This window comes from Mesorhizobium sp. M5C.F.Ca.IN.020.32.2.1, assembly GCF_004023105.1.
GTDB classification, from domain to species: domain Bacteria; phylum Pseudomonadota; class Alphaproteobacteria; order Rhizobiales; family Rhizobiaceae; genus Mesorhizobium; species Mesorhizobium wenxiniae.
The window spans coordinates 1-10,269 of the sequence record NZ_RZSX01000121.1; the positions used below are offsets into that span (position 1 = coordinate 1).

The window sequence follows — 10,269 nt, forward strand, 5'->3', positions numbered from 1 at the left end:
GAAACTGGGCCGCAGGAAACAGTTCTGGGGCCCGATTGCCACCGTGAAGTGCTTTGAAGACAATGCTCTCCTCAAGGCGGAACTCCAGAAGCCGGGCGAAGGCAGAGTGATGATCGTCGATGGTGGGGGGTCCACCCGCTGCGCTCTCCTTGGCGACCAGATCGCCATGCTCCTGCGGGACAACGGGTGGGCAGGTATCGTCATCAACGGCTCGGTGCGCGACAGCGCGGAGATCGAGCAGATGGATGTGGCTGTCTTCTGCCTCGGCGTCTCGCCGAAAAAGTCGTCCAAGGACGGGGCAGGGCGGGTTGACGGCGCGGTGCATTTCGGCGGGGTGGAGTTTCGGCCCGGTGCCTTCGCCTACGCCGACCACGACGGCCTGCTCGTCTCTGATGAAGATCTGAGAGCCTAAACCATGCCTCGCAGTCATATGCTTGGACATCCGTTCCGCGGGTCCTCCAAGACAAGCCCTCCACGCACCGCGATGATGCACCGCAAGACAAAAAGAGGATGATTCAGTGATTGTCTCAATCAACCCGGCGTCAGGCGAAGAGATCGCGAGTTTCGAGGAGCATTCCGCCGCCGAGGTCGACTCGGCACTGACCGCCGCCGTTCGCGCCCAACGCGCATGGCGCGCGCGATCGGTCGAGGATCGCGTTCCGCTGCTCAGACAGATGGCCGTCGTGCTCAGGAAGGGGAAGGCACGCTATGCTCGGCTGATCACACAGGAGATGGGGAAACCTCTCGTCGAGTCCGAGGCTGAAATCGAGAAATGCGCGTGGAACTGCGACTTCTACGCCGAGAACGCTCCCCGCTTCCTTGCCGACGAGTTTATTGAGTCTTCGGCGACCGAAAGCGCCGCCGTGTTCGATCCGCTCGGCGTCGTTCTCGCCATCATGCCTTGGAACTATCCGTTCTGGCAGTTCTTCCGCTTCGCCGCGCCGGCGCTTGCAGCCGGCAACGGCGCGATCCTGAAGCACGCCAACAACGTGCCGCAGTGTGCCTTGGCGATTGAGGAGGTCATGACGGCTGCCGGTTGTCCGAACGGGCTGTTCCGAACGCTCATGATCCAGCCAGACATGGTTGCGGGCCTGATCGCGGATGACAGGATCGCGGCTGTGACACTGACCGGTTCGACGCAGGTCGGCACAATCGTTGCAGCGCAGGCGGGAAAGGCGCTGAAGAAGCAGGTGCTTGAGCTCGGCGGGTCCGATCCCTTCGTGGTGCTGGCAGACGCGGATGTTGAGGCTGCCGCCGCCGTGGCGGTGAAGGCGCGGTTCATCAATGTGGGGCAGAGCTGCGTCAATGCCAAACGCTTCATCGTCGAGGAGGGCGTGGCCGACGCCTTCGTGCAGGCGTTCCGCCGAGGTGTCGAACGTCTGAAGGTCGGCGATCCGCTGGACTCAGAGACCTCGATCGGGCCTCTGGCGCGCGCAAATCTGCGCGCCGCCCTGCACGAGCAGGTTGAACGGTCATTGGCTGCGGGTGCTCGCCTGGAAATCGGTGGACAGGCGATCGAGAGGCCGGGCTACTACTATGCACCGACAATCCTCGACCATGTCACCCCAGGCATGGCGGCATTCGACGAGGAGACCTTCGGACCGGTCGCAGCCATTGTCCGGGTCAAGAACGCCGACGAGGCCATAACGCTCGCCAATCAGACCGAGTATGGCCTCGGCGCGGCCATCTGGACCTCCGATCTCGGCCGTGCTCGCCAACTGGCGCGCAGGATCGATGCCGGCGCCGTGTTCATCAACGGCATGGTTGCTTCCGATCCCCGCCTGCCGTTCGGCGGCATCAAGCGCTCCGGATACGGCCGCGAATTGGGCCTCTACGGCATCCGCGAGTTCGTCAACATCAAGACGGTGTGGATCGGTCCGGCACGAAACTCCGCACCAGCATCCAGGTCACAGTAGCGAAAGGCAACCCGATGACGACCCAGAAGGCCGCCGTATTCAGGCCCGATCAGATCCCCGCGCACGAACGCGGCGGCGGGGCCAGGACAATTCCGCTGGTGAACCGTGCCTCCGGGACGACCAGCTTCATCAACGGTATCACGATCTTCGAGCCAGGCGCCGCGATCCCGCTGCACAAGCACAATTGCGAGGAAAGCGTGATGCTGCTCGAGGGAAATGCCATCGCCGAAATCGATGGTGAGCGCCACGAGCTGAAGCCCGAGGACACGACATTCATTCCCGCCAACCTGCCGCACCGGTTCATCAATGCGTCGAAAACGGAGCGGATGAAGATCTTCTGGATCTACGCGAGCGTGGAAGCAACGCGCACGCTGATTGCGACGGGCGATACGCGACGGATCGATGCCGAGCACGACCAGAAGCCGGCCAGCTGAAGTGGGGAACCTGTATGTTCCTGGAGGTTGTCGAGATTGCGGTCAAGCAGGGTAGCGAGGCGGCCTTCGAGCAGGCTGTCGCAGAGGCTGCACCGCTCTTCCTCAAAGCCAAGGGCTGCCACGGCCTCTCGCTTCACCGGATCGTCGAAGACCCGACCAGTTATCGGCTGGTGGTCAAGTGGGAAACCGTCGAGGACCACATGGTCCATTTTCGAAACTCGGCCGACTTCCAGGAGTGGCGACGTTTGGCAGGCGACTACTTCCGGGAGGCGCCATTGGTGACCCATTCGCGCCCCGTCTTGACCAGACCATTTGTTTAGCGCCCGATGGAGGGTGTTGTCCGGGCGTATCCGAACAGCTGATCGTTGGCTATGCGCGGCCGCGCTATCGTGCCGATCAACGAGCTCTGATACCCGAGGAGGAGAAACATGAGCACAAATCAGCCCGCAGTCAGCCGGTTTCCTGTCCCGGATATCTCGGACATGCCGCAGGACATCCGCGAGCGCATCCTCGCCGTGCAGGAAAAGTCCGGCTTCATCCCGAACGTGTTCCTGGTGCTGGCCCATCGTCCCGACGAGTTCCGGGCGTTTTTCGCGTACCATGACGCGCTGATGGACAAGCCCGGCAACCTGACCAAGGCCGAGCGCGAGATGATCGTGGTGGCGACCAGCAACCTTAACCAATGCCAGTACTGCGTGGTCGCCCACGGCGCCATCCTTCGCATCCGGGCGAAGAATCCGCTGATCGCCGATCAGGTTGCCGTGAACTATCGCAAGGCCGACATCACGCCGCGCCAGAAGGCAATGATCGACTTCGCCGTCAAGGTCTCGCAGCAGGCCCACGCGGTGGGCGAAAGCGATCTGGATATCCTGAAGTCGCATGACTTCACCGAGGAGGACGCCTGGGACATCGCCGCCATTTCCGCGTTCTTCGGCATGTCCAACCGTCTCGCTAACGTGACCAGCATGCGACCGAACGACGAGTTCTACGCCCTCGGGCGGTGAATTTCGGCAAACGATGGCGGGCAGAAGGCCCCGGGTCGGTCGATCTACTCTCGGACGCTTCTGAGATGGAAATCTGAGGCTGGCTCCGTGGTGTCTTGCGAACGAGGCCCGGCAGCTTCCTCGTGAAGCCAGTTCCTGAACGCGATGAGGCGAGGCATCGAAGCGCGTTCGGGCCGATAGACGACGTAATAAGCCAACGTTGATGGAACGCGGACGTTCGGGAAGAGGCGAACCAACCGACCGGCGGCGAGATCGTCGTGCGCCAAGATACTGCGCGCGAGGGCCACTCCATAACCGTCGATCGCCGCCTGCAAGACGGCGGCCGAGTTGTTGATCTTGAGGCCGCGTCGCGGCAAGCCATCGGCAATTCCTGCCTTTTCCAGCCATGTCTCCCACGTCGCGAATCCAGAGTTTGGATCGACCGAGTGATCATGGATCAGCGTCTGGTTCGCGAGATCGCGCAGCCGCTTGATGGGCGCCTGCCTGAGAAGAGCCGGAGAAACGACGGGGAAGATCTCCTCGTCCATAAGCTTTTCGGCAGTCAGGCCCGGCCAGTGACCGGCCCCGTAACGTACGCCGATGTCGATGCCCTCAGCGACGTAGTCGACGAGCTTGAGGCTCGTATCGAGTCGAACATCCGTGTCGGGCCATCTGGCTTGGAACCGCTCTATCCGCGGCATCAGCCACTTGGCGGCGAAGGCGGGGCTGACTGTTACGGTCAAAACCCCGCCGGAGGCTGCCTCCTTCATACGTTCGAGGCCCGTCCTCAGCCGATCGAGGCCTATCCTTATATCAGCCAGCGCCGCTTCCGCCGCTTCGGTCGTGGTCAGCCGCACCTTGCCTGATTGGCTGCGCCGGAAGAGAGGCGTCCCCAGCCACTCCTCGAGACTGCGCACCAATTGTCCGACTGCCGCAGGTGTCACGTGCAGCTCTTTGGCGGCACCGACAAAGCTGCCATGGCGGGCGGTGGCTTCGAAGGCGCGGAGGGCGTTGAGATGGATTGGCGACCGCACGTCTGTACCCAATTTCGTATCGTCCATCATGCCGCCTAGGGACGAGTTGGAGCAACGCTTCCGCTAAAGTTTTTCTTCTCCGCTCGACAAGATCTTCCCGTTTGCGAACGGTCTCCGCCAGGGCCATGGGAAGAGGCCGGAGATTGGTGCGCCGGCTCCTCATTCCCACTTTCGAAAGTCGCAGTCTTGAACCATCCTGTTATCATTGTCGGAAGCGGTCTCGCCGGGCTGCTTTCTGCCCGTCTCCTTCACCAGGCCGGCATCGACTTCCTCCTGCTGGAGGCACGCAACCGGCTGGGCGGTCGTATCCTGTCGGCCGACGCGACCGGCCAACCGTCGGATGACGGTTTCGATCTGGGCCCATCCTGGTTCTGGCCGGGCATGCAGCCGGCCATAGGCGAACTTGTCAGAGATCTCGCGCTGCCCTTCTTCCCGCAGAACAGTGACGGCGACGTCGTCTTCCAGCGCATGTCACGGGAAGCGCCGCAGCGCTATCGCGGCATGCAACAGGAGCCGCAGTCGATGCGGCTTGCCGGAGGCACGGGTGCGATCATTTCTGCTCTCGCGTCCTGTCTTCCGAAGCCAAGCATCCTGCTCGAGGCGCGGGTCACGCGCGTTGCCCTGAGTGGGCCACAGGTCGAGGTCCGCTTCGTCGATGCGAGCGGGGCGGAACGGAGCGAAATGACTGCTCGCGTCATCTTTGCGCTGCCGCCGCGGCTCCTGGTATCGACAGTCTCGTTTTCGCCGGCACTCGACGCTGCAACGGTGCGACGCTGGCGTGATACGCCCACCTGGATGGCGCCGCACGCAAAGGTCTTCGCCCTCTACGATCGTCCGTTCTGGCGCGAGGCCGGCCTGTCCGGCACGGCGCAGAGCATGGTCGGCCCGCTTATGGAAATCCACGATGCGACGACTGCTTCCGGAAAGGCCGCACTTTTTGGCTTCGTCGGCTTGTCCGCCGAGCAGCGCAAGGCGGTCGGCCGCGATGCCATCATCGCGGGCTCGCTCCAGCAGCTCGCCCAGTTGTTCGGGCCAGAGGCGGGAACGCCACGCGCGACGCTGTTCAAGGACTGGGCCGCCGATCCACTCACCGCGACCCGCGACGACCAAGCGGCCGGAGGCCATCTGACTGCGAGCACGCACCAGTGGGTCGAAGGCGAGTGGCACGATCGCATCTCGCTTGCCGGCAGCGAAACCAGCCCTACCGAGCCCGGCTATCTCGCTGGCGCCGTCGAGGCAGCCCGGCGCGCAGTCGCCGAGGTCGCGGACGGGTTGGTCTAATCGGCCGGCCAATCCGAAGTTGGCTGACGACAAGGAAACAAAACCATGAAAGCCACATATCGCGCCATGCAGGTCACAACTCCCGGCAAGCTGGAACTGGTGGAGCGCCAGACGCCCGAGCCCGGCGTCGGCGAGGTCCTGATAGAGGTTGAAGCTTGCGGCATTTGCGGTGCGGACGTTTCCGATATCGAGGCGGCCGATCCGTCGCTGCAGCCGCCGCGCGTGCCCGGTCATGAGGTGGTCGGCCGCATCGTCGCCCTTGGCGAGGGGGTTTCCGCGATCTGGAAGCTCGGGCAGCGTGTCGGCGTCGGCCGGTTTGGCGGCTATTGCAGTGAGTGCATCCAGTGCCGCCAGGGTCGGTTCCAATTGTGCGAGAGCAAGCCTGTGGTCGGGGCGTCCTGCGACGGCGGCTATGCCGAAATGATGCTGGCGCGCGGCACCGGTCTTGTGTCGATCCCCGACGACCTCGGCTCCGAGGAGGCGGCGCCCATCCTGTGCGCCGGGATTGCCACCTTCAACGCGCTCAAGAAGTCCGGCGCGGAAGCCGGCGATCTCGTCGCGATCCTCGGGATCGGCGGTCTCGGGCACATGGCTCTGCAATATGCCCGCAAGATGGGCTTCAAGGTCGCCGCCGTCGGGCGCGGCCAGAACATCGCCGAGGATGCGCTGAAGCTCGGCGCCCATTTCTACATCGACAGCACGGCGGAGGACGCCGCGGCCAGGCTGAAATCCATGGGCTGGGCGCAAGCGATCGTCACAACTGTTGGCAATGCCGAGGCGGTTTCCGCTCTGATGCCCGGCCTCGCGCCGCGTGGTCGCCTCGTGCTGCTCGGCGCGGGCAAGGATCCACTGCCCGTCTCGGCCGGTCAACTCGTCGGGGGCGAGCGTAGCGTGCTCGGATCGATCACTGGCACGCCCTACGAGAACGAAAGGACGCTCGACTTCAGTGTGCTCGCCGGCGTGCGTCCCCGGATCGAGACCATGCCGTTGGAGAAAGCCTTCGAAGCTTACCAGCGGATGAAATCCGCGGACGTGAGGTTCCGAATGGTTCTGACCATGAAGGAGCCGGCCGATGCGCATTAACGCCGATCTGTCGAAACCGGTCATCGTCCACGCCGGCAAGCTCGACTGGGTGCCGAGCCCCGCGGCGGGCGTGGAGCGGCGCATGCTGTATCGCGTCGGCGGAGAGGTCGCCCGCGCCACCTCGATCGTGCGCTATGCTCCTGGGAGTGTCTTTCCGCGCCATACTCATACGGGCGGCGAGGAAACCTTCGTTCTCGACGGCACGTTTCAGGACGAACACGGCGATTATCCAGCCGGCAGCTATTTCCGGAACCCTCCGGGCAGCTCGCATGTGCCGGCCTCCCGGGAAGGATGCACGATTTTTGTCCGCCTCTGGCAATACCGGGAGGGAGATCGCGAACAGCTCGTTTGCAAACCGCGGGAAGGGCGCAGCATCACGCCTCGGACCGGGGCAATGGAGGTGAGAATACTGTTCGACGACGGTGAAGAGCAGGTGCGGCTGGAACGATTCCCCGCGCGCGCTGGGATCGAGTTCGACAATCCGCGTGGGCTCGAGTTGCTGGTAGCTGCCGGCGCAATCGAGTTTGAGCGTGACAAGCTCAAGACGCAGACCTGGGTTCGTCTGCCAGCAGGCATCAAATTCAAAGGAACAGCCGGACACAACGGCCTGACGCTTTGGGTCAAGGACGCGCCGCTCCTTCATCGCGGTGTGCTGCCGTTGCCTCAGATGCCGTGACAGTCGCCGAGGAAACCGGCGCTCTGGTTTGCTCGACCTCCTATTGTCCTGGTGAGCCGCGCCTTGCAGAATCGGCACTGCGCTCCTTTGGAGGCTATTCCTTCTGTTCGTCGTCGGGGTGGCCGAGCTCGCAGAACCAACCGCCCAGATATTTGGCAGACGGCCGTTTCGGATCCGGGATCGGCGTCTTGGCCTCGACCGCGGCGCGGAACGGCTCCGCGCTGTCCTTCGGAACGAACCCAAGATGGTTCGCACCGCTGTTGTCGACCGTCTTCACCTTATTGTCGGAAATGCCAAACGAGATCGTGTGGCCGACCCGCGGCGCCGTCAGCGATGCTTCGACCAGCCGCAAGCAGTCGGCGAAGGAAAGATACGACCAGAGCATGCGGCGATCGGTTGGCTCGGGAAACGACGAGAAGATGCGCAGGCATACTGTCTCGATGCCGAACTTGTCCCAGTAGAGGCGGCTCAGGCTCTCGACGAAGTTCTTCGACACGCCATAAAGGCTGTCGGGACGAACAGGTGCATCAACGCCGATATGCGCCTCGACCTCGTGATAGCCGATGGCGTGCACCGATGACGCGTAGATGACGCGCTTGACGCCGTGTTTCCGTGCGCCTTCGTAGATGTGGTAGGAGCCGCGGATGCTTGAATCCAGGATCGTCTGCCAGGGGCTCTCGTGCGGCGCTCCGCCGAAATGCACGATGGCGTCGCAGTCCCTGGTGGCCGCGATGGTAGCTTCCATATCGGCGAGGTCGAATACCGCTTCCTCCTCATGGGGCGCGAGTTCTCCGAACGGGCTACGTCCGGCGAGGCGTATCTTGTTGGCCAGCGGCACCAGCCCCTGGCGCAATTCAGAACCGAGACGACCCGCCGCGCCCGTGATCAGGATGCGTTCGTAGTGCGCCATGTTCTACTCCACTTCCGCCACGGCGGCCTTGATCCGCCTGATTGCTTCGAACAGCACTTCCTCGCTCGTGGCGGTGGAGATGCGAAAATAGGGGGACAGTCCGTAGGCGACGCCCGGTACCGACGCCACGCGCCCTTCGTTCAGCAGGTAGGTCGCGACCGCCGCGTCATTCTCGAGCACATCGCCTTTCGGGGTCTTGCGGCCGATCAGGCTCGCGCAGCCGATATAGGCGTAGAATGCGCCTTCCGGAGGCGAGAGCGTCAGGCCATTGATCTGTCGGATGCCGTCGACGACCAGGTTCCGGCGCGCTTCGAACGCCTGGCGGAAGCGGCTCACCTCGCCCTGCGGTCCCTCGAGCGCGGCAACCGTCGCCGCCTGCGCGATCGAGCATACGGAGGTGACCGACTGGCTCTGGATGGTCGACATTGCCTTGACCAGCGGCGCCGGGCCGGCGGCGTAGCCGACACGCCAGCCGGTCATTGCATAGGCCTTTGACACCCCGTTGACGATCAGGCTGCGATCCTTGAGTTCGGGGCAAGCTTTGCCGAAGGAGACGAACTCCCGGCCGTCAAAGAGGATGTGCTCGTAGATCTCGTCGGAGAGGACGAGCACTTGCGGATGTCTTGCCAGTAGGGCGCCTAGCGCCTTCAAATCGGCCTCGGAATAGACCGCGCCCGATGGATTGCCCGGCATGTTCAGGAACAGCCACTTGGTGCGGGGCGTGATTGCCCGCTCCAGAACCTCGGGGGTCAGCCTGAAGCCGGACGTTTCCGGACATTCGACAATGACGGGAGTGCCGCCCAGGAGCTTCACCATTTCCGGATAGGAGACGAAATAGGGGGCCGGCAGGATCGCCTCGTCGCCGTTCTCCAGCGTCGCCATCAGCGCGTTGAAGATGATCTGTTTGGCGCCGTTCGCCACCACGATGTCGTCGGCCGTGTAGTCCAGCCCGTTCTCGCGCCGGAATTTCTCGGCGATCGCCTGGCGCACGGCCGGTGTCCCGGCTGCCGCCGTGTACAGGGTGTCGCCGGACCGTGCGGCCGCAAAGGCCGCCTCGATGATATGAGGCGGCGTCGGGAAGTCGGGTTCGCCGAGGCCGAGGTCGATCACGTCGACCCCCTTGGCGCGAAGCGCCTTTGCGGCCTGTGACGCCGCCATCGAAGCCGACGGCTTGACTACCGACAGCCGTGAGGAAATGTAGCTCATCGGTCGTCCTCCATAAGGTACCCCTTGGATCGGTCCTCGGCCCGGGCTTCGGCGCTGCGCCTGGCCGGATCGCCATAGCCGCCGCCGCCCGGTAGCTCGAGCACCAGGCGACGCCCTGCCGGCACATGCTGCCAGCCCTTGGGACGCAACTTCGTGCCGTCGTCCAGCTTGACCACGCCGGCAACGCCGTCCTTGCCGCCGTTGCGTCCTTTCGGCGGGTGATTGATGCGGTCGAACATCGCCGAGAAATCGAATTCGTGGCCTTCTATGGGCGCAATCTCGATGACCTGTCCGAGCCCGCCGCGGAACTCGCCGTCGCCGGCGGAGCCGGGGCGCAGTTCCTTGCGCCACACCACGATCGGACCGGTGTGCTCCGTCGCCTCGATAGGCATGGTGTGCACGCCGGACGGGAAGGCGGTCGCCGACAGGCCGTCGAGGCTGGGCCGCGCACCCATGCCGCCGGAATTGAACATCAGCACCTCGGCGCGGCGTCCCTCGCCACCATTCGCGGGTCGCGCCGAGATGTGGATGTTCCACAGCGCGCCGGCGCCTTCGGCCTGGATCTTACCGGGCAGCGCCTTGGCCATTGCGCCGAGCACGAGGTCCGGGACCATATGACCGAAGATGTGCCTGAGCGCCACGGGCGCCGGCCGAACTGCGTTCAGGATGTTGACCGGCGACGAAACGGTGAAGAAGGCAAGCGAGGCGGCATTGTTGGGTATGTCCGGCGCCACAACGCATTTGAG

12 protein-coding genes are annotated in these 10,269 nt (G+C 63.9%); 8 read left to right on the plus strand and 4 right to left on the minus strand.

What is annotated here, in order from left to right:
• The 5 genes from rraA to EOA86_RS08750 all read left to right on the plus strand — a co-directional run.
• On the plus strand, positions 1-412 hold a 412-nt coding region (gene rraA, locus EOA86_RS08730; protein WP_128341249.1), incomplete at its 5' end, for a ribonuclease E activity regulator RraA.
• Between the two features lie 106 nt (positions 413-518).
• Positions 519-1,916: an NAD-dependent succinate-semialdehyde dehydrogenase gene (locus EOA86_RS08735; RefSeq protein WP_128341250.1), complete on the plus strand. Its 1,398-nt coding sequence runs from the start codon at positions 519-521 to the stop codon at positions 1,914-1,916.
• 14 nt (positions 1,917-1,930) lie between these two features.
• Positions 1,931-2,350: a cupin domain-containing protein gene (locus tag EOA86_RS08740; RefSeq protein ID WP_128341251.1), complete on the plus strand. Its 420-nt coding sequence runs from the start codon at positions 1,931-1,933 to the stop codon at positions 2,348-2,350.
• A gap of 14 nt (positions 2,351-2,364) precedes the next feature.
• Positions 2,365-2,670 carry an antibiotic biosynthesis monooxygenase family protein gene (locus EOA86_RS08745; RefSeq protein WP_128341252.1) on the plus strand — a complete coding sequence of 102 codons (306 nt, stop codon included), beginning with the start codon at positions 2,365-2,367 and terminating at the stop codon, positions 2,668-2,670.
• Between the two features lie 108 nt (positions 2,671-2,778).
• Positions 2,779-3,354: a peroxidase-related enzyme gene (locus EOA86_RS08750; RefSeq protein WP_128341253.1), complete on the plus strand. Its 576-nt coding sequence runs from the start codon at positions 2,779-2,781 to the stop codon at positions 3,352-3,354.
• Positions 3,355-3,398: 44 nt separating this feature from the next.
• Here the strand turns inward: EOA86_RS08750 and gcvA are convergent, their stop codons facing one another.
• Positions 3,399-4,397: a transcriptional regulator GcvA gene (gene gcvA, locus EOA86_RS08755; RefSeq protein ID WP_245497189.1), complete on the minus strand. Its 999-nt coding sequence runs from the start codon at positions 4,395-4,397 to the stop codon at positions 3,399-3,401.
• 156 nt (positions 4,398-4,553) lie between these two features.
• Here gcvA and EOA86_RS08760 point away from each other — a divergent pair, with 156 nt between their 5' ends.
• Genes EOA86_RS08760 through EOA86_RS08770 form a run of 3 tightly spaced genes read left to right on the plus strand, consistent with a single transcriptional unit; the run spans position 4,554 to position 7,407 of the window.
• A complete protein-coding gene (locus EOA86_RS08760; RefSeq protein ID WP_128341254.1) occupies positions 4,554-5,648 on the plus strand; it encodes an FAD-dependent oxidoreductase in 1,095 nt (364 codons plus the stop codon).
• A 45-nt stretch (positions 5,649-5,693) separates the two neighbouring features.
• The gene (locus EOA86_RS08765; RefSeq protein WP_128341255.1) at positions 5,694-6,731 is read left to right on the plus strand and encodes an alcohol dehydrogenase; all 1,038 of its coding nucleotides are present in this window, start codon (positions 5,694-5,696) and stop codon (positions 6,729-6,731) included.
• Complete coding sequence (locus EOA86_RS08770) at positions 6,721-7,407, plus strand: cupin domain-containing protein (RefSeq protein ID WP_128341256.1); 687 nt, start codon at positions 6,721-6,723, stop codon at positions 7,405-7,407. Before EOA86_RS08765 ends, EOA86_RS08770 begins: the two co-directional genes overlap by 11 nt.
• A gap of 94 nt (positions 7,408-7,501) precedes the next feature.
• Here the strand turns inward: EOA86_RS08770 and EOA86_RS08775 are convergent, their stop codons facing one another.
• The 3 genes from EOA86_RS08775 to EOA86_RS08785 form a co-directional block, all read right to left on the minus strand.
• Positions 7,502-8,317: an NAD(P)-dependent oxidoreductase gene (locus EOA86_RS08775; protein WP_128341257.1), complete on the minus strand. Its 816-nt coding sequence runs from the start codon at positions 8,315-8,317 to the stop codon at positions 7,502-7,504.
• 3 nt (positions 8,318-8,320) lie between these two features.
• Positions 8,321-9,523 (minus strand): pyridoxal phosphate-dependent aminotransferase, encoded by a 1,203-nt coding sequence (locus tag EOA86_RS08780; RefSeq protein ID WP_128341258.1) that lies wholly within the window; start codon positions 9,521-9,523, stop codon positions 8,321-8,323.
• Positions 9,520-10,269 (minus strand): hydantoinase B/oxoprolinase family protein (locus tag EOA86_RS08785; protein ID WP_164891634.1); only part of this gene is annotated, 750 nt, incomplete at its 5' end. The genes EOA86_RS08780 and EOA86_RS08785, both read right to left, overlap by 4 nt.